This is a genomic window from Alteromonas sp. Mac1 (assembly GCF_001562125.1).
Classification (GTDB): domain Bacteria; phylum Pseudomonadota; class Gammaproteobacteria; order Enterobacterales; family Alteromonadaceae; genus Alteromonas; species Alteromonas stellipolaris.
In genome coordinates, this window is record NZ_CP013932.1 from 4,585,801 (window position 1) to 4,608,259 (window position 22,459).

Genomic DNA, 22,459 nt, shown 5'->3' on the forward strand with positions numbered 1-22,459 from the left:
TTTATGTTCAATATTTGCACAAAGTGGTTTAAATGGGAGATTTCGACGCATTTGTTTATTGCGTTCTATTAATTCACCCACATACACTAGCCATAAGATTTCAATTTAGCTAAATAATTGTGAAAACACCACTGATAACACGAAAAGGATATTTGAAGCTAAAACAGGAGCTTGACCATTTGTGGCGGGAAGAAAGGCCCGAAATCACACGAAAGGTCACGTGGGCTGCTAGCTTAGGCGATCGTAGTGAAAACGCAGATTACCAATATAATAAGAAAAAACTACGTGAAATCGATAGGCGAGTACGTTACTTACGTAAGTGTTTGGAAAACCTAAAAGTCGTGGATTATAGCTCCCAGCAGGAGAATAAAGTTTATTTTGGTGCTTGGGTAGAAATTGAAAATGAACAAGGGCAAGTGCTAGAACTTCGCCTTGTAGGTTACGATGAAATCTTTGGGCGTCGAGATTACATTTCTATCGACTCTCCTATGGCCCGCGCTTTAGTAGGGAAAGAAGAAGATGATGACGTTACGGTAAAAACTGAAACTGACGTAAAAGAATGGTGGATAAACCGTATTTGGTACGATCCAACCGACAAACTGTAATAAAGTTAAAACGTTTTCCATGAATACTGACCATACAATCAGGCTGCTCCTGACCCGTCGCGGTGGTATAATTGCCGCCAGTTATTCCAACTAGAATGAAAGCGGTGTAAAAAGGCTAATGCTAGCCACTACATCCTTATTTGCTATTGCCTAGAGCGTATTATGATTATTAACAAAATTGCCGAAGAACTTGCCGTACAAACTTCTCAAGTCAGTGCTGCGGTGAAGCTTCTTGATGAAGGTTCAACGGTGCCGTTTATTGCACGTTACCGTAAAGAAGTAACACAAGGGCTAGACGACACTCAGTTACGTACGCTTCAGCAACGTCTTACTTACCTTCGTGAACTAGAAGACAGACGCCAAGTCATCTTAAAATCTATTGATGAACAAGGAAAACTGTCTGATGAGTTAAAGCGCAATATTACCGGCGCCGACAGTAAGACCACCTTGGAAGACTTATACTTACCCTTCAAGCCTCGTAGACGCACCAAAGGTCAGATAGCCATTGAAGCAGGCCTTGAAGGCTTGGCAGATACCTTATTTTCCAACCCTGACCAATCTATCGACGAATTAGCCGCTGAATATGTTAATGCCGAAAAAGGGGTTGCAGATACCAAAGCAGCTCTGGAAGGCGCTCGCTTTATTTTAATGGAACGGTTTGCTGAAGATGCAGCACTGTTAGGTAAAATTCGTAGCTACCTTGTTGAAAACGCGCATATTAAAAGCACAGTAGCAAACGGTAAAGCGCAAGAAGCCGTTAAGTATAAAGACTATTTTGAACACAGTGAAAAGTACAAAAATGCACCTTCACATCGCGCCCTTGCTATGTTTCGTGGCCGTAACGAAGGCATGTTGAACATTCAACTTGATGCCGACCCACAGCAAGATGATGCCAGTGCGCCTTCTCACTGTGAACACCTTATTGCTAGCCACTATAATATTATGCACCGCAACCGTCCTGCAGATGATTTCTTAGCCCAAGTAGTGCAGTGGACGTGGAAGATTAAAATCGCCTTACACATGGAAACTGAGCTATTCAGTGGTCTTCGTGAGCGCGCTGAAGAAGAAGCGATTGAGGTGTTTGCTAAGAACCTTAATGACTTACTAATGGCCGCTCCTGCTGGCGCTAAGACCACCATGGGCCTTGATCCTGGCCTTCGTACGGGTGTGAAAGTAGCCATCGTAGATAAAACCGGCAAAGTTGTCGCTAAAAATACCATTTTCCCCCATGCGCCTCAGAATCAGTGGGATAAGTCACTGCGTACGCTTACCACCGTGTGCAAGCAATATAAAGTTGAGCTTATCAGTATAGGTAATGGTACAGGTTCTCGTGAAACCGATAAGCTTGTAGGGGAAATGCTTAAAGCTAACCCAGAGCTAGGTGCACAAAAAATCATGGTAAGCGAAGCCGGTGCATCGGTTTATTCTGCGTCTGAATTAGCGTCAAACGAACTACCTGATTTAGATGTGTCTATACGTGGGGCAGTTTCCATTGCTCGTCGTCTACAAGACCCGCTAGCCGAGCTTGTAAAAATTGAACCTAAAGCTATTGGTGTAGGCCAATATCAGCATGACGTGAGCCAAAGTCAGTTAGGTAAATCTCTCGATCGCGTTATTGAAGACTGTGTGAACGCGGTAGGTGTAGATTTAAATACGGCTTCACCCGCGCTACTTAGCTATGTATCTGGGTTAAACAAGACCCTTGCAAATAACATTGTGCAATTTAGAGATACCAATGGTGCTTTCGGCGATAGAAAAGCGCTAATGAAAGTGGAGCGTTTGGGGCCAAAAGCCTTTGAACAAGCCGCTGGGTTCTTACGTATCGTAAATGGCAGTAACCCGCTAGATGCATCTGCGGTTCACCCCGAAGCTTATCCTGTGGTAGATAAAATTGTGAATACGGCCGCGGTTGCCGTAAACGACCTTATCGGTAACACAGAGCTACTGAAAACCTTATCACCTGATACCTTTACCAGTGACGCTTTCGGTTTACCCACGGTAAAAGATATTTTGAGCGAGCTAGATAAGCCAGGACGAGATCCTCGACCTGAGTTTAAAACAGCGACCTTTAAAGAAGGGGTGGAGACTATCAAAGATCTTACCCCAGGTATGATTTTAGAAGGCGTTGTGAGCAACGTTGCGAACTTTGGTGCTTTTGTTGATGTAGGTGTCCATCAAGATGGTTTAGTGCATATTTCAGCGCTAACCAACAAGTTCATTTCAGACCCGCGGGATGTAGTAAAAGCAGGGGACATTGTTAAGGTTAAGGTGCTTGAGGTAGACGTAGCACGTAAGCGTATATCCTTTACTATGCGACTAGAAGATACACCGACCTCATCAAACCAATCAGGAAAAAGTAATAACAGCAATGGCGCAGCTAACGCAAAGTCTAGTGGGTACCCTCGTGCTAATAATGGGTCTCAGCGTGGGAACCCTCGCGCAGATAAGTCAAACAAGCGTGGAGGCGGACAAAACCAGCAGCAAAACAGTGCTATGGGTAACGCCTTTGCCGATGCGTTCGCTAAAGCAAAGAAATAACGTTTAACGTTATTGTTTACACCCGCGATTGTCGTTTTAAAGTCAGCGTTTTAAAGCCAGCATGCATGCTGGCTTTTTTGTATTTGCACAGTGGAGGTTAGTATTTCTGAAAGTAGTAGTGTTGAGAATACGGGTTATTGGCAGTGAGCAGTAAACGAGATTAGATAAGCATTGAACGTTAATCATTAAGCGCTATGCGCTAGCGGAAAAACCTTCACGTACTGGTGTATAGGCTTGGGTGTAGAAATTTTGAATGCGGCCAATACGGGCTGAGTTAGCTTGATTTTCCTGAACTTCATTACCAAAGGCTAATGAGCGCGTATCAAAACCACCACCAATCTCATTTGAAACTTCACTGGTAGGGCTTTGTATTCCTTGGCTTACGGCGCTTTGCTCAACCGCTTGCGCTTGTAAAACGGCTTCATCTAATGCCCGAGTAGGGCGTTCGACACCCGCATTATCGGTAATTTCATCAATATCAGGTGGCGTAATCTCTGATGCGCTTGGCGCTACCGATGTAGCAGCGTTGTCTTCAGCAATTTCGCTGCGAGCTTCAAAAGATTTTTGCGTCGCTTCTGCAGCCACTTTTAAATCTTGCGCCGAAGGCTCAGCAGGGGCGAGTGCCGCGGCACGTACTTGCTGCATTTTGCGAAGGGTTTCTTCAGGGCTATTTAGCTCAGAAATATCAATAGACACTTCACCATCGGTAACATAACGTTTGTTATCTGGCCCCGTGGTATATTCATATTGCGGCGTCCCAGCGTATTGCCCACCCGCAGCAGCGTGCGCCTGCTCGTGGGTACGGACTTCTTGATCACGCGCCTCTAAGTTGCTTATCTCTTGCTGTTCTTCTTCTGTCTGCTGTTCAGGCTGTAAAGCTTGCTCACCAGAAGCTTGCTGATTTGATTCCTGTTGGCCTGATTCCTGTTGATCATGGGCATTTTGTTTGCCGGCGCTTTCATCAGAGCCATTGTCTTTTTGTTCGCCAAATACGCTTTCAAACGCGCTTTGCAGTTCAGTTTGGATTTGGGGGCGATCGTAGGTAACAGGCGCAGGCGTTTGTCCCGGATTACGCGCTTTGTCAGTGTCCGAACCTAGGCCTTTTTGCGATGCCCCTTTCTCTGCATCCCCCGACTGAGGAATGGTTTCACGTAATGCGTTGTCTCGTCTTGCAGACTCAGTATTAACGTTTGCAGTAGGGTACGCTATGGCCGTAAGGATAGGGGTAACAATGTTCACATTACACTCCTACACGACTACGCTAACGTATCAATAATGGTGCCTATGGTGTCATTAGCCACATCAAGTACCTTGGCGGAAGCCTGAGCATTAATACTGTTGATTTTCAATGACAACAGATTTGTGGTGACATCATCCTGTGGAGTGGGAAGTATGTTGCGTATATTCTGTAAACTCTGGGTGGCAGAATTGGCTAAAACAGCCTGCGGATCACGCTCTGCGCTTGTGGTTTGCTGGGCAATATTAGACGCAGCCTGCGTTATACCATTGCTGGCATTCTGCAAGCCGAATTGCCCCGACAAAATTGCCGAATTTATATTGTTACTATTTACACCCGATATACCAGACATACACTACCTCTACACTCTCATGTGCAATTATTAACCAAATTGTACAAAATGAAAAGGTCTGTACCGCTCATTCACCTTAACTGGCTGTGAAAACGAGCAATATTTATTTCCTCGCGTCTAGTTTTTGGCTAGCAAGAAACTAAGGCGTATCCACTAATGTTCGCTACCCATCACATAACGCAACTTAAAAGCACCGGGTCACGATGCTTTTTGTTGGTAAACGCTTGATGCAAAACTAAACAAAATATCGGCGCTTTGTTGGGGGTGAGAAATAAAAGGCGCATGCGCTGCATGGGGCAACACCACGGTATCGGCTTGAGGGTGCAACTCGCAGATACGATCTATACCACTGGTAGGCACTAAACTGTCTAAACGGCCATAAAGTCGAAGGGTTGGCACCGTTATGCGGCCAATGTCTTGACGTAAATCTTCTGTGGAAAGAATTCTTAAACCTTGTTTCAGCGCATGCTGGTCAGGTTCTGGGTATTCACTGATATGCCCACGAATGGCTTTGATATCTTGGCGGGCCGTATCACTTCCCATCGCTTGAATGGCTAAAAAGCGCTCTAGCGTTCTATTATAGTTACTCTCTAACTGACTTTCGAACATAGCCAGTAAATCACCTGCAATGCCAGGCCAGCAGGGGCCAGCGATGAATCGAGGTGTAGAGGCTATTGTCACTAAACCTTTAAGAGCTAACCCTTTATTGCCGCTAAGTAAGGCTAGTCGTTGCGCCACCAAACCACCTAAAGACCATCCTACAACAATGCTTTCTGGTGGAATATAAGGCGCTATCAATTGTGCTAAAGACTCAGCGTTATAAGGGGAAGGCACATGCTGAGCGTTTTCGCCGAAACCGGGGAGATCAATAGTGGTAACTCGAAAGCTATTTGTTAAATAGGGAATAAACGAGGTAAAAGCGCCGCTATTCATACCCCAACCGTGAAGGAAAACCAGATCGTTTCCTGTACCTTGAGTTCGGGTGACAAGCGGTGTGTTTGTATGCAAATCTTTCACTGTATACATCCTTTGGCTGTTGCATGAAGAAGCAAACCTAATAGGCTGCCATGTATGCATGATTACCCATTATCTCAAAAAATGCTTAAAGACACGTTATCGTACTGTAGCTGCATGCGAGAAAAAGCGACTTAACATAAGAATTCAAAAATCCACGTATTATGAATCTTTCATGCTTACTATGTTATCAGGCAAGTCCTGCGCCAGTATGTCATTGGTGTGAACATGATATATTTTTTTTCTCGGCCAAAGAACACGGTCATAACTTACTGTCCTTTGGGCCAGTGGGTCGGCACGTCAAGCATAGTAGCTACAACGGGCTATCTGTACTGGCTTTACATACTTACCCAATAACCACCTTAATTCATGGCTTTAAGTTTCAACACTCACTGACTTCAGGGAAGGTATTAGCCAAGTGGTTTGTCGGTAAACAGCAACACTTAGCGCATCATACACCGCAGGTATCACACAACGCTGCGCAACTTCTCTTACCAGTGCCGTTAAGCTCCTGGCGGCTAGCAACGCGTCATTATAATCAGGCCGCAGTGCTCGCTAAATCCATTGGCGGTGCACTGAATATTCCCATTTGCACCAATTGGGCGATTCGACAAGGTATGTCTGCCCAGCATCATTTAGGAAAAGCACAACGGCTACAACATGCTAAGCAGGTGTTTTCATTAACGCCGCAGTGTATTGATAAATTAGTCGCTTCTAACCCTGCTCTTAAATGCATCGCCATTGTGGATGATGTTATCACTACCGGTGTCACAGTAAACGCCTTGGCAAGCCTATTAAAAGCGCGCTACCCGCAACTTAGCATTATAGTGTGGGCAATGACCTTTACACCGCCCCCAAAAAGCTCACTGTTGACGGCAAGAATGGCGGCAAGGTAGCCGAAACCAATACCGTTACCTTTTATTGTCTAATCAAAGTTAGCTATTTAAGCATTAGCTAAATAAAAATTAGCTACTTAAGAAAGCCAGACTGATAAATAGCATTACTCAACATTTTGTTCGTGCCATACCAATACCCTCGAAATTGCGTATTGTCGGTAAACCCAATCACCACACCTTTACCTTGCTTTGTGGTTATCACAGCAGGGGTTTCGGCAATAAGTTTCACCAATTTTTCATCACTGAAACCAGCCAGTAATGGCGCTGAGGTATAACGCGCTGGCGTAGTGAATGGCGTGTAGTAATTGTTCACCACCATATTGCTGGTTTTGAACATTGGCAATGTGGTGTCGGTATAACCGTAAAAAAGTGGATGGGTAATATCAATCTCAGCTTCATAAACCGCGCCTGCCACTAACTTTCTTGCATATAACGCCGATTTATCGCCAAATGTCAGTTTATCTTCATCAAACTCACTGTCTATTTCTTCTTGTTTTAAAATATCGGCGTTTAACCATTCGTTGGCGGCAAAATAACGAAGCGCAGATTTTTGTCCAATTAACACACCGCCATTTTCAACCCAAGTAGACAGTGCATCTCTCGTATCATTCGACAGCGAATAGCGGCCGCTGGCAAACACAATATGGGTATAGCCTGACTGTAGCGCATTACCTAGCTTTTGTTGCTCCACAATACTAACCGGCAGCCCCACTCGGGTATCAAAATAGTGCCACATTTCACCCACTTCATACTGGCTTGTGCCCTCGCCTCCCACTAACAGTACTTTAGGGGCTGAAATAGGCTGTATTGAACGGCTTCCAATGTCACTGCCCGTTGGCGTTAACCCACTGGCCAGTGCGTAAACCGGAATATTTAATGCACTCGCGTGTTCCGTCAACAAGCTAAGTAAGTTATCAGGCTGTGCTAATCCCGTAGGAATAACAATGCTTCCGGAGGTAAATGTATGACGCTGATTATTAACAAGCTTAGCTTCAAACGCATTTTCGCTACTTCTTACACTTACCCCTGCTTCTAATAACGATTGAAGCAAGGCTGGCGCGTAGTAGTCTTCCCATGAAAAAGCGTACGCATAGGCATTAGCAGGTAACGAATCGCTAAGCACTGGCATTGCTAATTGTGCATTGGCAGCCGTTTTAACGCTTCGCGCATCACGCTTTTCAACTGCTTCAAACGGCAAATTAAATGCCATCGCCATGTTCCACGATGACACATCGTAGAAGGTGTTATTTTCAAACGAGGTTTGGGTTGAGAATATGGACGTAATAAGTCGATACTGCGCTTGGGCGGCAGGAATATAGATAGCACGATTGGCGCTAAAGGTTTGTTTGCCTATTTCGGAATCTTTGCTGACAACTTCGAACTTAATGTTGTGTTGATTAAGCAGCGACAACATAGCGTTAAATCTACCGCTATCATTCGATTCTCCCACAATGTAACCGCTTATATCACCGTCTTGTGCTAGTGCTTGCGTGTCTTTAACAAAAGCAGACTGATAATCTAAAATAGCTGGCTTATTGGCAAGGGCACCTTCAAAGGTACTCAACGACGTTGTAATTTGATTCGATATGGTAGTAGAAAATGCCAATGGGCCATTGATAGATTCTTGCAAGTGTCCGCGAGAACTCGCTTGTTCGAATAAGATACCTATGCTGCCATGTAAATCAGGGTAGGTACTGCCCTTACCGGCATAAAAGTCGTCGAATGCCTCTTCCGAGAAATACAGCTTCCCTTGTTTATCAAATGCTTTGGCATGATAAGCCGCTAACGCTTCCGTTAAAGTTACGTTTTCATCCGGCGTGATCGGGTTTTTACGCGAGCGTACACCTGGTTGAAAAAAGTAGGTGCTATCGGTGCCCATTTCATGAAAGTCGGTAAGAATATGCGGGCGCCAGCGGTGAAATTGCTTTATACGCGCTTGCGACTCAGGGTGAGCCAACAACAACCAGTCACGATTTAAGTCAAACCAATAGTGGTTCGTGCGCCCTGATGGCCATCCTTCATCATGTTCACGGTTATTACTGTCTGTAACAAGTTGCTTTCCTTTGTGCATATTGGCCCACTGTGCGAAACGAGATAACCCATCGGGGTTGAAAGATGGGTCTAACAGCACAATATTGTTGTTCAGTAACGCATCGATGGGTGCACCTTGCCCAGCGGCTAAGTAGTAAGCTAGGGCTAACGCAGCATTAGAGCCTGAAGGCTCATTACCGTGAATGCTGTAGCCCATATAGAAAATAAGTGGGGCATCGGCTGTTACTTTAATGCCTGAATTCATGGCATTAATATGCGCAGTTCGCATGCTTTCTATGTTAGGGCGATTCGATGGCGCAGTAATGGTAAGTAGCAACAACTCACGATTTTCATGGGTTCTTCCGGTGACTTCTAATGAAATGCGGTCGGAATGGTCAGCCAGTACACGCATGTAGTGCGTGAGTTGATCATGACGCACATGCCATTGACCAATGTTCGCACCCAGTACTGATTCTGGCGTAGGAATATCTGGATTATAGGTCACATCGGTTGGTAAATAGGCCTGAACCGGTTTTCCGCCCTTATCGAGGGCGACCATATTGGCATTTACCGAATCTGATACGCACAAGGCGGTTAACACTACAAATGGCGCAAGCCATTTTGGGAAATTCGAGATTGTGGCGGTGCGAACCAAAGTTGCGAGCATAGTGATTTCCGTCTTGTCGTTATGCGGTTACATCGAAACTAGTCAATACTTGACTGTTTTAGTCAGGTAAATTTGTTATCATAAACCAAATTTTTAATTAATAGGACTTACTGATGATTACTATATCAGAAGAAGCCCAGGCTCACTTCGTAAAACTGTTGGATAAACAAGAGACTGGCACAAATATTCGTGTATTCGTCGTAAATCCGGGCACATCGAGCGCCGAGTGTGGCGTGTCCTATTGTCCGCCAGATGCTGTTGAAGAAACGGATACTCGCCTAGAGTTCAATGGCTTCAATGCAGTGGTAGATGAAGAAAGTGTTCCATTTTTACATGAAGCAGAAATTGATTATGTTACTGATCAAATGGGTTCACAGCTTACGCTTAAGGCACCAAATGCTAAAGCACGCAAAGTCGCTGATGACGCGCCATTGGTTGAACGCATAAAATACATGATTGAAGCTGAAATCAATCCTCAACTTGCTAGCCATGGCGGCCAGGTAATGTTGGCTGAACTTACCGAAGATGGCTTTGCTATTCTTCAGTTTGGCGGCGGCTGTAACGGTTGCTCAATGGTTGATGTTACGTTGAAAGACGGCATTGAAAAGCAAATGCTTGAACAGTTTGCTGGAGAACTAAACGGTGTTCGTGATGCCACTGAACATGAAGCCGGTGAGCATTCTTACTACTAAGATGTTGTATCTCACTTATGTTTGATGTGCACAAAAGCTGGCGACGATTTAAATTAGGCCTTGCCTTGTTCGTTGCTGGCGTTGTGCAGCTTTTCGCGATAAGTCATCTTAGTACATTCCTTTACTATTATTCTCTTACCACTTTGCTTGTAGGCTTCGTTATTGCCATGTCTGGTTATGTAGGCATCTTCATGCAGCGTTTCGCTTTTCTAAAAGACAAAAAAATCCCCCCTAGTTTTAAAGACGATTAGTCGTATATCTCTCGCTTTTTGCACTCACCTTTTACCTTACACGCATTTGTTAACACTCTCGTCCAATGACCTTGTATTAGGTTGCTGATTACACGTAATCTAGTATTTAAAATCTGATATTGCTTATTTTTAACGATATGTTTATGACGGTTTTTGATCCGTGTTTGCCGTGCTTTTTATAGGGGCTTAAAATGAAAACCATTGGGCTAATTGGTGGTATGAGTTGGGAGTCGACAGTGAGCTATTATCAAGCCATTAATCGGCTGGTAAATAGCCAACTCGGTGGGCTACACAGTGCAAAAATATGCCTGTACTCGGTTGATTTTGCCGAGATAGAAGCTTTTCAGCGCAGCGGCGAGTGGGATAAAGCCGCCGATGCGCTAAAGCACGCCGCACAGTCATTAGAAGATGCTGGGGCCGATTTTCTGCTCATATGTACTAACACCATGCACAAGGTTGCTGCGCAGGTAGCAAGCGCAGTCGCCATTCCTTTACTGCATATTGCCGATGCCACCGGCGTGGCTCTGTGTGAAAACAAGGTTAAAAAGGTGGGCTTGTTAGGCACTCAATTCACCATGGAGCAAGCTTTTTATAGCGAACGATTAGCGCAACAGTTTGATTTAGATGTAGTCGTACCAAGCAGTGAAGACAGATTAGTTGTGCATAAGATTATTTATGAGGAATTATGCAAAGGGGTTATTTGTGAAAAATCCCGTGACGCGTATATTGATATTATCAACAAATTAAAAGCACAAGGTGCGCAAGCCGTTATTTTAGGGTGCACCGAAATTGCCTTGTTGGTGAAGCAGTCAGACACTGATATGCCTCTTTACGATACAACAGCACTTCACGCTGCTGAGGCTGTGAAAATGGCGCTAGAATAATCAGATAACAATATTTTGCCTATGAAAAAGGAAATGCTATGTTTAGTCATATAATGATTGGCGCGAACGACATTGAAGCGTCGAAGAAATTTTACGATGCCTCTCTTGCGGTATTTGGATACGATGAAGGCGTTTACGATGAACACGGTCGTGTTTTCTACTTCACCCCAAAAGGTGTATTAGCCCTTACCAAACCAATTAATGGCGAAGCCGCTACCCACGGTAACGGCTCTACGATTGGTCTTGCTGCTGCAAACCCTGGGCTTGTTGATGAATGGCATAAAGTGGGCGCAGCCAATGGCGGCGTTCCGGTTGAAGATCCTCCCGGCATTCGCGGTACCGAAGAGCGCCAGTTGTACTTAGCGTACTTACGTGACCCTTCCGGCAACAAACTATGTGCGACGCACTTTGTCAAAAAATAGCCGAGAGTTTGTATACAGCCTTGAGCGTATAGACAGCCTTGAGCTGTTATAAACATCTACGATAAGCTCGTCAGTACACCACTGGCGGGCGACTACTCAGAATAGGTAAGCAACCATGACACCTACAGAAACTGGCCTTGCTTACGATCAAATTACCCAGCGCTGGACTCGCCCAGAGTTTAATCGTAACAATGGCATTGCTCAGCATAAAACTGCCCTATCATTTCTAGACGTTTTTGCATCAAAAACTGACGCGCCCCCGGCAACGTCGAGTCTTTCGTCCTTAGCCCTTGATGTGGGGTGTGGATGCACAGGTAGATTTATTGATTTGCTGCATGACAACAAGCTTGTGGTAGAAGGCATTGATATTTCGAAGAAAATGCTGGCATTAGCCAGAGAAAAGCACCCCAACAACACGTTTTATTTTGGTGATATTTGTACCTTCGATTTGCCCCATCAGTACCGTTTCATTAGCGCATGGGACTGCCTGTGGCATGTACCACTGCAAAGCCAAGCTGCATTAATTACTAAACTGTGTAATGCGCTGCAGCCAGGTGGCGTATTTATATTTAGCTGCGGCGGTGTGGACGAACCGGGCGAACACACCAATACCACAATGGGGCCTGAAATCTATTACGCTTCACTCGGTATCAACGGCTATGTGCGCCATATTATCGAAGCCGACTGCTTTATCCGGCACATTGAATACGAGCAGCTACCCGAGTTTCATACCTATTTTGTAGTGCAAAAGGCAATACCGCAAAAATAGTCGGGTATTTTTTGATTCAAATTTGTATTGTTTGCTTAATCTAGATAACGCTAGTAACGAATGAACCCTTTATATCTACGTCTTGATAAGGTTGCCGAGGCCATATTAAAAGCGCCCGAGCTTGCCAGTGATCTTAGTCGACTTGCCTCCCTTGCGTGTACCTCTGAGTACCATCTTCATCGCGCATTTAACGCCAAGTTCGGTATTAACATTGGCGCCTACGCTAGGCAGCTTCGACTGCACGAAAGTGCCTATAAATTAGCGTTTCGGCCTCAAAAACGCATACTGGATATTGCAATAGAAGCAGGGTTTGGTTCACATGAAAGCTATGCCAAAGCCTTTAAAAAGCATTACAACCAGTCGCCTTCAAGCTTTAGAAAAACACCCAAGGTTGAAGCACTACATCAAAGCCCGCAAATTACCTCGCTAGTAATATCTAGCGAAAAAGGATCTTCGGTACTTATGAACACCTCACATGACAACGTAAATAGCGCGCCTGAAAGTGGCGCCTCTGAAAATCATCAACTTGATGTATCAGTCATTCAATTTCCGGCTGTAGACATTGCGCTGATGATGCATGTTGGGCCGCCAAGCCAAGTTATGAGCACGGTAAGTGAATTCATTACATGGAGAAGAGAAAACAAGCTACCACCTTCTACCAGCCGCACTTTCAACGTGCTGTACGATGACCCTGACAACACGCCGCCTGAATCGTACCGGTTTGGTGTGGCGTGCCAAATTCTTATGCCAAGTAGCACGCTAATTGTTACGCCAAGTAGTACGCCCGTGAAAACAAGCGACGCTATAGAAACATGTCCGTCTACAGATACAAATCATTCTAGCGTTACCACCACTACCATACCTGAAGGATACTGCGCTAAAGTCCGCCATATTGGCACCGATGCAGAATTAGGGGCGGTAGTACACGCCTTATATCACCAGTGGTTGCCAGATACGCAATTTGAACTTAGAGACTTTCCCATTTTTTTAGAGCGTATTCGCTTTTTTCCCAACGTAGCTGCCCATGAAGCTATCACCGATGTATTTCTGCCTATCGAGGCTGCTAAGTAATGTAGCTGCTTAGCTTAGTCGGGGTTGCATGGCTTAGGTTAGCTGTCACACAATGCATTGTGCTTACTTAACCGTTCAAAGCTCCATCCAAGCGTAATACCACGGGCAAGTAGGAACGCGAGCAATGCGTACCACAAGCTGACATTACCGAGGGACTGGGTAAAAAACCACACGGGGAAATATACCGCAATAGCACTAATAATCATGGTATCGCGCATAGAAGATGACTTCGTAAGGCCAACAAATACTCCGTCGTACAAAAAACACCAATGTGCTAGTAGCGGCAAAATAACCATTAATGGAAGGTAGGTTACCGCTGCACTCACAATATTTTGATGCTCAGTGAGCAGACTTATTATGCCGTGCCCGCCAAAAAAGAAGATAGCACTATAGCCTATTGCAAACAGCGATGACCAAAACAAACCTTGGTATGTTCTGCGCTTTATTTCTGCGGCATTGTTTGCTCCTTTCGCTTCGCCCACCAGCGCTTCTACTGCATAGGCGACCCCGTCTAATCCTAGCGCTATTAATACGAAAAACTGCAGTAGAATTGCATTCACCGCCGCTGGCATTTCGCCAAACCGTACACCTTGTATAGTCAAAAACGCTAAGCAGGCTTGTAATGCTAAGTTACGCAGCAGCATGTCAGTATTGAGTTTCATTAATATTTTTCGTGCTGCTCGATTAAACCAGCTCGCTTCTGGGGTAATACCCCGCACCTGTTTTAGTGCAACATACAAAGCCATAAATGCCATGGCGTACTCAGCAATAATACTGGCTAAGGCAACGCCTGCCACCGACATCGACAGCCCGAAAACAAAGGTGATATCTAGCCCAGCATTTACGAGATTACCCACTATCTGGATGACCATCACCGTTCTCGTTTTTTGCTGGCCCACCAAATAGCCGATAAGGGCTAAGTTCAGCATAGCCGCTGGCGCGCCCCACACCCTAACCTGGTAGTACTCAGTTAAATGCACCGCCACTGCATCTGATGGGCTAGCCAATGCTAGCCCAGCTGTGAGTACAGGCTCTTGTAATACGAGTAAACACAGCCCTAAAATTGAGGCGACAGCAAGGGTTTGCCAAAGCACTTTGGCAGAGGAAAGTGTGGCATCTTTATGCCCTCTTGCCTGTGCGCTTAAACCCGTTGAAGACATACGCAGAAAACCACACACCCAGTAAATTTGGGTAAGAATAAGCGCACCAACTGCCGCACCGGCTAACATAGCAGGTGCAGACATATGCCCCAAAACAGCCGTATCCACCAAACCTAACAAAGGGGTGGTAATATTGGCCAAAATCATGGGCAGCGCTAGTGTGAGTAAGCGTGTATGATCGCGCCAGAACGACTCAGGTTGGCGTAGAGATTGCTTGTCTGTTTGCACTCGCTTTTGCATTAATTATAGTCTCTGCATTATTAGAACGCCGTGCTGACGCGCAGTAAAAAGCACCGCTATTAAATCAACTTCAACTCGGAGAAAACATGAAGTTTATCATGCCTTTCAATATCATTTCGTGGATTAAATGTGACGCTGCTTTGGCGCAAATGAAAGGCAACCGACAACGCTGGTTAGCACTCTGCTCTCTTATTTGCTTTTCTGGCTATAGTCTGGCTGCTACTGATACCACTACGCAGCCTACCCGTGAAATTCTTACTCAAAACGGTGTTATTTTGCTTTACCATCATGTGTCTGACAACACGCCGAAAAGCACCAGTATATCGCCTGATATGTTCAAGCAACACATGACGTATTTAAAACAACACCACACTGTTTTACCTTTAGCAAAAGTGGTTAACGCTATTTTAGATAGCACACCGCTGCCTTCCAATACCGTGGTCGTTACCTTCGACGATGGCTATGAAAATATTCTCAAAAATGCCCACCCCATCATGGTTGATATGGGATTCCCTTACACAATATTTATTAACCCAGGGGAAATTGGCAGCAATAGAAGCCAGCTTACTTGGGAACAAGTTAAGGCGATGCATAACGATGGTGTAACCTTTGCTAACCATACACTTGATCACTTGCATATGCTTGATGGAAGAACGTCTAACAATGGTGCTGATAGCGAAACTAGCGATGAAGCTTGGCTTGAAAGGGTATGGCAGAATGTTGCTGACGCAGAAGCCATTATTGATAGCAAAATTGGGGAGTCGCTTAAATATTTGGCCTATCCTTTTGGTGAGTTCAACCAAAAGCTAGCAGATAAGCTTGCCCAAGAAGGCTACATTGCGTTCGGGCAACACTCAGGCGCTATAGGCCCTCACAGTCACTTTCAAGCTTTACCTCGCTTTCCCGCAGCAGGTCCTTATGCCAACTTAAAAACACTAAAAACCAAACTAAACAGTATTGCTATGCCGGTATTATCGACCAGCTTTGAAGGTGAGCATATTCCCGAGGTAAATCGAGATAGGGTGCAAGGTTCTAGTGACGACTCGATACTCCCTTCTATAACGCTAACTATTAAGGGCGATGATGTACGCTTAAGCCAAGTAAATTGTTTCTTTTCAGGCTCACCCGTTGAAACGAGCGTTGAAGGCAACGCTATTACCTTCAGTATTACTCAAGTACTTCCTGTAGGCCGTTCGCGAGTAAATTGTACCGCGCCCTCAAATTCTCAATCAGGCAGGTACTATTGGTATTCTCAGCCATTTTTTGTTGCAGATAAGAACGGAAATTACCCAGATTAGTTAACCTGAAAGTGCATGAACAAAACGCACAAAAGTGCCGTTCACTGACTGCTCTTTAAAATTAACGTTTTGATAAAACCGAATGGCAGCAATATTACTAATTTGCACGTCTAGCACCAATGCCTGCTTGTTAAGTTCTATGGCATAATCACGCATGTGGTCAATCATAGCCCTGCCGATTCCGCCGCGCCGAGCAATGCTATCTACCGCTACGTGACCTAGCATAAGCTCTGTCGCACTTGGAGGGGTTAAGCCTACAGCAACAGCTTGATTGCGCATTAGTACTGCCATCGCATCATCTAGGCTGTAGAAGGTGGTAATGCTATCTAACGAAGCACGGTCAAATACTGGCCCCAACTTGGTATGCCACGCCGTAATGACACCTACAACAGCGTCATCGACTACCGCAACCCAGTGATTATTGCAGCCATATTGCCCATACTTACCTTTCCATGCATGGGTTAAAAAATCGAGAGTATGCCTTGTATCACCATTGCCAAAAACGGAAACCAATAGATCTTCAGCGGCACTTAATAACAAGGGCACCGCTTGGCTAGCATCAGACACAAGACCTTGTCGGATTTTTATATCCATGCCTCCCATACCCACCTATAGTGCCGAGTTTAAATTAAATGATGATGTAATCCCTGGCATATCATTGAGAATTTGCTGTGCGTCACTAATCGACAACTTTCCAGGTTCACGTTTTGGTTTAAAACGCCCTATCACCTGTGCTTTAGGATTAATAAGTATTACAGATGCACTATGATCGACAAGATAATTAGGGTTGTCTGTACTTTCAGCAATGGCGTACATCATGCCCAAGTTTCTAGCGAAGGGAAATAAGGCTTTATGTTCTCCAGTCGCGGCAATGAAATTAGGGTTAAAGTAGCTAATGTACTCGTCTAGTCGTGCTATTGAGTCACGGTTAGGATCGATAGAAATAAACACCACTTTAATTGGAAATTCAGACTCAATAGCCTGCATTTGTGGGTAGATGCTGTTCAGTTCGGCCATCGTAGTCGGGCAGATATCGGGGCAAAACGTGTAGCCAAGAAATAACAAACTCCACTGATTCTCTAGCGAAGCTTGGTTAAATTCATTCCCTTTACTGTCTGTCAGCGAGAAAGGAGCAATGGCGCGAGGCTCAGGATAAGCCTGAAAATATTCGGGAGAGCTGCCATTAGACTGCCCCGTTGGCGACAAATAAATTGCCCCAAACACCCCAGTCAATAATGCTAATAATGCAACAACGCCTACAAAAATCCGTCGGTTCATAAACTCAGTGGTACGTAGTGATCAAGCAACAATACTACAAACAATACCATGAGATGAACAATTGAGAACTTAAAAGTTTTCATCGCCGTTTGACTAGTGGCGGCAAATTTTAGTTTTACCGCATAATACATAAACCCAATATTTAAAAGCGAAGAGCCAATAAGGTAAATTAAATCACTCATGCCCACCAAGTAAGGCAATAGGCATACCAAGCTAAGTAACACGGTATAAAGTAGCACCGAGGTTTTAGTAAATTCTACCCCATGGGTAACCGGTAGCATGGGCACTTTCGCTTTCGCATAATCTTTTTCACGATGAATAGCTAATGCCCAAAAATGTGGTGGGGTCCACGTAAACACAATGAGTACTAACAACAACGCATGCGCATGAATTTCACCGGTGACAGCGGTCCAGCCAAGAAGCGGCGGTGCGGCACCTGCAATACCACCAATCACAATGTTTTGCGGCGTGGCCCGTTTTAGAAACATGGTATACACCACGGCATAGCCCACTAAGCTAGCAAGGGTAAGCCAAGCGGTAAGCATGTTCACCCATAAACTCAATACAACAAAGCCCATTACGCCAAGGCCCGCAGCAAACCATGATGCTTTAGCGATACTCACTTTGCCTTTCGCCACAGGACGATTAAAAGTACGTGCCATTTGGCTATCGATTTTGTGGTCGACCACATGATTAATCACTGCGGCTGACGCCGACAACATACCAATACCGAGTAATCCACACACCAACGCTGTGACATCTACCCAGCCCGGCGAGGCTAGGCACATCCCCACTAACGCCGTGAGTAAAAGTAGCATCACCACATTGGGCTTTGTCATTTCGTAATAGTCACGCCAGGTGATTTTTGCGTGCGAGTTGCTCTTTGTTTGCGAGATTGGCGAGTGCTTAGCTGCAACAGCGTTATTTAAAGGGATAGATTTAGCCATGATGACCTCCAGTAGAGTAGGAGAAAGAAGAGGTTGAAGGAGCAACTGACCACGTCAGCCATATCAATGTGAGTAATAGCATGGCGGCAACTGCATTGTGCGACACTGCGATAAACAAAGGTAAACTAAACAAAACGTTACTTAGACCAAGCGCGACCTGCACACATAGCACCCCAATCATAAGTACACATCCCCTCTTTACAGAAGGTGGCAACCTGCTGCTTCGTAGCCACATGAAAGCCAATACCGTAAGGTAAATAAAGGTAATGGCAGCGCCGAACCGATGCACGATATGCATGGTGGCTCGCTCACCATAATTGTGTGCGCCAAACTCATAGTTTTGTGCTTCAGGCACACTGTATGCGCCTTGGAAATCCAACCGCTGCTGCCAGCCAGGCTCACAAATTGGCATATCGGTACAGGCGAGGGCTGCATAGTTGGCCGATGTCCAGCCACCTAACGCTATTTGACCGACTAAAATGACCATACCTATAAATGCCGTTGTAGTCAGCGTGTTACTTTGACGAGGATAATAGCCGTCATCACTTACCGATTGAGCAGCATGGCTTTTATGTAGTTGCAAGCTAACTGCGCTGTGCTTTCTAAGGCGTAAGTAAAGTACAAATAAGCAACTAAGTACGGTAAAGCCACCTAATAAATGCCCCATTACCACCACTGGCAATAAATTAAGGGTGACTGTCCACATCCCTAATGCCGCTTGAAAAATCACAAGCCCAAGCAACAATAAAGGAAGTTTAACGGGCGTGCCCTTGTGGCGCTGCCTTATCGCGATAATAGCAATGGCCAAAATACATAGCCCTAATGCCCCTGCAAAATAGCGGTGAATCATTTCGTTCCATGCTTTGTGCGCCTCCACAGGGCGCTCTGGAAACGCCGTATTGGCCGCAGCAACTTTCGCATCGCTTAATGGCACGGTAAGGTTACCGTAGCATCCCGGCCAATCAGGGCAGCCTAAGCCAGCGTCGGTAAGGCGAGTATAGGCCCCTAAAATGATGACTACTGCGGCAAGAAAAAGACTAAACAACACCAGCTTTTTCATGGCATCTCCTACCCAATCCGGGACAGTTTCAGAAGCTTTTTAATGTCAGCCAGCATGCTTCGGCTTTCCATTACAGCAGTGCTTCTGTCACTGTCTATTTGGTAATACAACATGGCATTATTTAAGGTATCGACGATGTACACGCTTTGCTGTTTAAGGTTGGTGATAGGCGCATCGCTGACGCTCAAGGTATGCACGTTGGCGTACTCAGATAGTTGCTCTAGTGCTGTTACATCACTTTTTCCAGTGAACAAAACTAAAGCTTGTGCCCTGTCAGACTCTTTGCCTAACGCCAGCCATACTTGGTTAATGCTAAACAATGCATTTTCACAAATCGCATCACAGTTTTCTGGCAATACATACAACAAGCGCCATTTCGGCTCAGTGCCTTCTAAATGCGATGAAACATCAATGGTAGGCTGCAGCAACGCTCCTTTATTTGTAGCACCTTGGTTGAACCAGTCATTTTCTAACGCAAGCTTAGCTAGAATCACTGGTAGCACGAACACGGCGACCATGATAATTAAGGTTTTCTTCGAGGCCGGATTACTCATATTGACGTCCTTTTTTCATAATTGCGAAACCGCCAATCAAGGCGGCTGCGATAGCAAGACCAAACCATTGAATGGCATAACCCAAATGCTTTTCAGGCGGCATGACAACACTGTTATAACGCCTAACAAAAAGGTCATTCTTTGAAGTAAGTACTACTACATAAGGTAATAAGTTAAGTGATAGCAATTCACTGGCGGTACTGATTGAAATTTGCTGAATACGTGCCGGAAAGCGTGATGCTGATGTAAGCGTTTCTTTTACTAACGGGTTATGACTGGGCTGACTCACCACCCCTTCAAATTGTTGTGAGTGGTGACTAATTTTGACAGCCGGTAGCGAGCGCGATAAATCTGGTGCAGGCAACCAACCATAGTTAACCAAAACCCACCCTGCGTTGGTCTGCACTGGCGCCAATACATCGTAACCTACCCGTTGTTCATGTATTTGGTTATCGAGCAATAACACCTTGTCGCCGTTTGGCGTACCTTCAAAAGAAACGATTCGATCTTCGGGCGCTTTCATTGAAAGGGCATCGATGAGCGACAAGCTTTCTTTCCCCTGTTTTTCGGTTATGCTAGCTATGCGTTGTTGCTTTTGTGCCATTCGGTCTAGTTGCCAGAACCCCAAGCTACACATCGCCATTACACATAAACTGGTAATGACGATAGCGATTAATTTGGATGCTCTCACCTGATTCATTTGGCCAACCTGCACACTACTATTGAGGTTTATATGTTGATAAAAATAATCTTGGTTGCGTTGGTACTTTTCATGATCGTTAACCTTTTTATGGCCATGCGAGTCATGATGAAAAACGATCCCAAAGACGGTCCAATGAGTAAATACATCGGTCGCAGGGTGCTCACTTCTGCCATCATTGTGATTTTAATTTTAGTGGCAATCGGCACCGGTTTAATTACGCCAAACCCTCGACCTTACTAGGGTTTGACGGCATTTTTTAATCGGCATTTATAAAACGTAAACAAAGATATAAAGCATCACCCACACCACATCAACAAAGTGCCAATACCAACTTCCGGCTTGAAAGGCAAAGTGGTTATGCGGAGTAAAATGCCCTTTTAGCACTCTAAAAAACATAACAATCAGAATGATGGTGCCAAGCGTCACGTGCATACCGTGAAAGCCCGTCAGCATGAAAAAGGTATTACCGTAAATGCCTGACTGTAGCGTTAGCCCTAGGTCGCGGTAGGCGTGAACGTACTCTTCAACTTGTAAAAATAAAAATCCAATTCCCAACAAGATAGTAACGCCTAACATGACGGTGAGTTGCTTGCGTTTGTTCTGCTCTAAACCAACATGAGCAAAGTGCAATGTGACCGATGATATAAGTAAAATAACTGTATTAATCGTGGGTAAACCAACAGCACTCATTTCTTGCGTAGTGATGCCCCCAGGGGTAGAGACTAGTGGCCACATGGCTTCAAACGTGGGCCATAACACCTCGTTAGTCATTGCGTTATTTGATGCACCGCCTAACCAAGGCACTGAAATGAATCGGGCGTAATAGAGTGCGCCAAAGAAGGCGGCAAAAAACATAACTTCAGAGAAGATAAACCAACTCATTCCCTGTCGGTATGAGCGCCCTAATTGGTCGCTATAAAGCCCAGACATAGACTCATCAATTTGGTTTTTAAACCAGCCAACCAACATCACCATTAATACGACAAACCCAGCGAGAAGTGTATAACCTCCATAGCCTGATTCACCTTTAGTGGCTTCAATTACAAAGTTGCCCGCGCCAACGGCAATTAAAAATAGCGCCACCGCACCTACAATTGGCCATGGGCTTTGGGCTGGTACATAGTATTTCTGATATTCTTGCTGCATTACTCTCTCCTTATCCCAATACCTGTTATTTACCACTTTCAGGTTGAGGGACCATGTAGGGATTCGGTTTTGTTTTCATATCACTCGCGCGCGCGGTCACATCAAACAAGGTGTATTGCACAGTAAAATAACTAATTTCTTCAGGAAGCTGTGGGTCGACATAAAACTGCATGGGCATATACGCCTCAGCCCCCGCACTTAAAGGTTGCTGATTAAAGCAAAAGCATTCCGTTTTATTTAAATATAGCGCTGCCATACCTGGTGAAACAGACGGAATAGCTTGCGCCATCATGTTGTTAGATGCAGGGTTTCTAACGTAAAACGACACCGTATTAAGCTCTCCTGGATGCACTTTCATACGGGTAGTTTGTGCGCGAAACTCCCAAGGCATACCGGTATTCGTGCGGGTGATAAACTCCACCGTCACCTCACGGCTTTCATCTATTTCAATAAACTCATATACCGCTGCAGTATTTTCGGTTTTGCCGTTTATCCCGGTTACATCGCAAAACACATCGTATAGTGGCACTAGGGCGAAACCAAAACCAAACATGCCAAACACAATAACGACGAGTCTTATCACCATTTTGTTGTTTGCATTTATTTGTGTCATGGTTATCTCCCGTGCCTACTTTTTGTGCTGA

The 22,459-nt window shown here is 45.1% G+C and carries 24 protein-coding genes; 11 read left to right on the top strand and 13 right to left on the bottom strand.

Going from position 1 to position 22,459, the window contains the following annotated elements:
* The first annotated feature begins 119 nt into the window (after positions 1–119).
* Positions 120–605, top strand: coding sequence for a transcription elongation factor GreB (gene greB / locus AV939_RS19450; RefSeq protein WP_057795210.1), 486 nt, complete (start codon positions 120–122; stop codon positions 603–605).
* Positions 606–767: 162 nt separating this feature from the next.
* Positions 768–3,143, top strand: coding sequence for a Tex family protein (locus AV939_RS19455; RefSeq protein WP_057795208.1), 2,376 nt, complete (start codon positions 768–770; stop codon positions 3,141–3,143).
* Between the two features lie 192 nt (positions 3,144–3,335).
* Here AV939_RS19455 and AV939_RS19460 read toward each other — a convergent pair whose 3' ends face one another.
* The 3 genes from AV939_RS19460 to bioH all read right to left on the bottom strand — a co-directional run bounded on the left by AV939_RS19460 (position 3,336) and on the right by bioH (position 5,749).
* Positions 3,336–4,382, bottom strand: coding sequence for a putative metalloprotease CJM1_0395 family protein (locus AV939_RS19460; protein WP_061998103.1), 1,047 nt, complete (start codon positions 4,380–4,382; stop codon positions 3,336–3,338).
* 17 nt (positions 4,383–4,399) lie between these two features.
* A complete protein-coding gene (locus tag AV939_RS19465) occupies positions 4,400–4,732 on the bottom strand; it encodes a hypothetical protein (protein WP_057795204.1) in 333 nt (110 codons plus the stop codon).
* 198 nt (positions 4,733–4,930) lie between these two features.
* Entirely contained in the window at positions 4,931–5,749 is an 819-nt protein-coding gene (gene bioH / locus AV939_RS19470) for a pimeloyl-ACP methyl ester esterase BioH (protein WP_061998249.1), read from the bottom strand.
* A gap of 161 nt (positions 5,750–5,910) precedes the next feature.
* Between bioH and AV939_RS19475 the strand changes: the two genes are divergently transcribed.
* Positions 5,911–6,642 (top strand): ComF family protein, encoded by a 732-nt coding sequence (locus AV939_RS19475; RefSeq protein WP_057795200.1) that lies wholly within the window; start codon positions 5,911–5,913, stop codon positions 6,640–6,642.
* Between the two features lie 73 nt (positions 6,643–6,715).
* Here AV939_RS19475 and AV939_RS19480 read toward each other — a convergent pair whose 3' ends face one another.
* A complete protein-coding gene (locus tag AV939_RS19480; protein ID WP_057795198.1) occupies positions 6,716–9,340 on the bottom strand; it encodes a M14 family metallopeptidase in 2,625 nt (874 codons plus the stop codon).
* 113 nt (positions 9,341–9,453) lie between these two features.
* On the opposite strand from AV939_RS19480, the gene nfuA reads away from it, so the two are divergent.
* The 6 genes from nfuA to AV939_RS19510 all read left to right on the top strand — a co-directional run bounded on the left by nfuA (position 9,454) and on the right by AV939_RS19510 (position 13,429).
* On the top strand, positions 9,454–10,032 hold the full coding sequence (nfuA, locus tag AV939_RS19485; protein WP_057795196.1) for a Fe-S biogenesis protein NfuA: 579 nt from the start codon (positions 9,454–9,456) through the stop codon (positions 10,030–10,032).
* A gap of 17 nt (positions 10,033–10,049) precedes the next feature.
* Positions 10,050–10,283 carry a hypothetical protein gene (locus AV939_RS19490; protein WP_057795194.1) on the top strand — a complete coding sequence of 78 codons (234 nt, stop codon included), beginning with the start codon at positions 10,050–10,052 and terminating at the stop codon, positions 10,281–10,283.
* A 191-nt stretch (positions 10,284–10,474) separates the two neighbouring features.
* Positions 10,475–11,167 carry an aspartate/glutamate racemase family protein gene (locus AV939_RS19495; RefSeq protein WP_057795192.1) on the top strand — a complete coding sequence of 231 codons (693 nt, stop codon included), beginning with the start codon at positions 10,475–10,477 and terminating at the stop codon, positions 11,165–11,167.
* A gap of 38 nt (positions 11,168–11,205) precedes the next feature.
* Positions 11,206–11,589 carry a VOC family protein gene (locus tag AV939_RS19500; RefSeq protein WP_057795190.1) on the top strand — a complete coding sequence of 128 codons (384 nt, stop codon included), beginning with the start codon at positions 11,206–11,208 and terminating at the stop codon, positions 11,587–11,589.
* A 115-nt stretch (positions 11,590–11,704) separates the two neighbouring features.
* Entirely contained in the window at positions 11,705–12,358 is a 654-nt protein-coding gene (locus AV939_RS19505; protein WP_057795188.1) for a class I SAM-dependent methyltransferase, read from the top strand.
* 60 nt (positions 12,359–12,418) lie between these two features.
* Positions 12,419–13,429 (top strand): AraC family transcriptional regulator, encoded by a 1,011-nt coding sequence (locus AV939_RS19510; protein WP_057795186.1) that lies wholly within the window; start codon positions 12,419–12,421, stop codon positions 13,427–13,429.
* Between the two features lie 38 nt (positions 13,430–13,467).
* Here the strand turns inward: AV939_RS19510 and AV939_RS19515 are convergent, their stop codons facing one another.
* Positions 13,468–14,736 (bottom strand): MATE family efflux transporter, encoded by a 1,269-nt coding sequence (locus tag AV939_RS19515; RefSeq protein ID WP_231751199.1) that lies wholly within the window; start codon positions 14,734–14,736, stop codon positions 13,468–13,470.
* A gap of 179 nt (positions 14,737–14,915) precedes the next feature.
* On the opposite strand from AV939_RS19515, the gene AV939_RS19520 reads away from it, so the two are divergent.
* Positions 14,916–16,127: a polysaccharide deacetylase family protein gene (locus AV939_RS19520; RefSeq protein WP_057795182.1), complete on the top strand. Its 1,212-nt coding sequence runs from the start codon at positions 14,916–14,918 to the stop codon at positions 16,125–16,127.
* Here the strand turns inward: AV939_RS19520 and AV939_RS19525 are convergent, their stop codons facing one another.
* The 6 genes from AV939_RS19525 to AV939_RS19550 are packed head-to-tail and all read right to left on the bottom strand — an operon-like array spanning position 16,128 to position 20,666.
* Positions 16,128–16,721 carry a GNAT family N-acetyltransferase gene (locus AV939_RS19525; RefSeq protein WP_057796508.1) on the bottom strand — a complete coding sequence of 198 codons (594 nt, stop codon included), beginning with the start codon at positions 16,719–16,721 and terminating at the stop codon, positions 16,128–16,130.
* A 15-nt stretch (positions 16,722–16,736) separates the two neighbouring features.
* A complete protein-coding gene (locus AV939_RS19530) occupies positions 16,737–17,405 on the bottom strand; it encodes an SCO family protein (RefSeq protein ID WP_057795180.1) in 669 nt (222 codons plus the stop codon).
* Complete coding sequence (gene cyoE / locus AV939_RS19535) at positions 17,402–18,352, bottom strand: heme o synthase (protein ID WP_167542091.1); 951 nt, start codon at positions 18,350–18,352, stop codon at positions 17,402–17,404. The genes AV939_RS19530 and cyoE overlap by 4 nt, the downstream gene beginning before the upstream one ends.
* Positions 18,345–19,412, bottom strand: coding sequence for a COX15/CtaA family protein (locus tag AV939_RS19540; protein WP_057795178.1), 1,068 nt, complete (start codon positions 19,410–19,412; stop codon positions 18,345–18,347). Before AV939_RS19540 ends, cyoE begins: the two co-directional genes overlap by 8 nt.
* Positions 19,413–19,420: 8 nt before the next feature.
* Positions 19,421–19,966 carry a hypothetical protein gene (locus AV939_RS19545; RefSeq protein WP_057795176.1) on the bottom strand — a complete coding sequence of 182 codons (546 nt, stop codon included), beginning with the start codon at positions 19,964–19,966 and terminating at the stop codon, positions 19,421–19,423.
* The gene (locus AV939_RS19550; protein WP_057795174.1) at positions 19,959–20,666 is read right to left on the bottom strand and encodes an SURF1 family protein; all 708 of its coding nucleotides are present in this window, start codon (positions 20,664–20,666) and stop codon (positions 19,959–19,961) included. Before AV939_RS19550 ends, AV939_RS19545 begins: the two co-directional genes overlap by 8 nt.
* A gap of 33 nt (positions 20,667–20,699) precedes the next feature.
* On the opposite strand from AV939_RS19550, the gene AV939_RS19555 reads away from it, so the two are divergent.
* Positions 20,700–20,909: a DUF2909 domain-containing protein gene (locus tag AV939_RS19555; RefSeq protein ID WP_057795172.1), complete on the top strand. Its 210-nt coding sequence runs from the start codon at positions 20,700–20,702 to the stop codon at positions 20,907–20,909.
* A 27-nt stretch (positions 20,910–20,936) separates the two neighbouring features.
* Here the strand turns inward: AV939_RS19555 and AV939_RS19560 are convergent, their stop codons facing one another.
* Both AV939_RS19560 and AV939_RS19565 read right to left on the bottom strand, forming a co-directional pair.
* Positions 20,937–21,815: a cytochrome c oxidase subunit 3 gene (locus AV939_RS19560; RefSeq protein WP_057795171.1), complete on the bottom strand. Its 879-nt coding sequence runs from the start codon at positions 21,813–21,815 to the stop codon at positions 20,937–20,939.
* A gap of 25 nt (positions 21,816–21,840) precedes the next feature.
* On the bottom strand, positions 21,841–22,428 hold the full coding sequence (locus AV939_RS19565; protein WP_057795168.1) for a cytochrome c oxidase assembly protein: 588 nt from the start codon (positions 22,426–22,428) through the stop codon (positions 21,841–21,843).
* Positions 22,429–22,459 lie beyond the last annotated feature (31 nt).